Source organism: Kineococcus auxinigenes (genome assembly GCF_050871525.1).
Taxonomy (GTDB): domain Bacteria; phylum Actinomycetota; class Actinomycetes; order Actinomycetales; family Kineococcaceae; genus Kineococcus.
In genome coordinates this window covers 1-559 of sequence record NZ_JBKBCT010000181.1, presented here as the reverse complement: position 1 = coordinate 559, position 559 = coordinate 1, and the positions used below count along the sequence as shown (strand labels likewise).

Sequence of the window (559 nt, the reverse complement as noted above, 5' to 3'; positions counted from 1 at the left end):
GGTTTGTGGTCTCGGTGGTCGCGAGCGCAGCGTTCACTTCACCGAGGAATTTGGTCAGGACGCCAGCGAGGCCTTCGAGAATGGGACGGCATTCGGCCGATGCGTTGGCAAAGATGGCCGTGAGTTGCGCAGACTGGTATTTGTGTGCGACGGATTCGATGTCGGCAACCAGCGTGATCATCTTCGCTCTGGCGTCAGCAGACGAGTTGATGTCGTCCTGCTGTTGTGCGATTTCCAGGTTGAGTCGATCAAGCTCGTCCTGCTTGCGCTTAACGTCCTCATTGGCCGCTTCGAGGCGACGGTTGGCTTCTTGGAGCGCATCGTCCAGGGTCTGGAGTCCTGGCGGCAGAACGTGCACTTCGACTGTCTCTTTCACAGCCGCCGGTTGGCCGCTCTCTGCCCTTGCTGCTAGCGCGTTGCGTTCGCGCGTGAGACGGTCGATCTCTTGCTGTAGCGTGCTGACGGTCGAAGAGCTGCGGGTGACCTGGAGTTGTGCTTCGTCCATGGCACGCTGCCGATTGGCCACCTCCTCCTGGGACACCGTGAGTTGGGCAGCCAG

1 pseudogene is annotated in these 559 nt (G+C 60.5%); it reads right to left on the bottom strand.

Annotation, left to right across the window (positions count from 1 at the left end):
- A pseudogene (locus ACRYR9_RS19910) lies at nucleotides 1-541 on the bottom strand (hypothetical protein); the annotation flags it as partial.
- Between the last annotated feature and the right edge of the window lie 18 nt (nucleotides 542-559).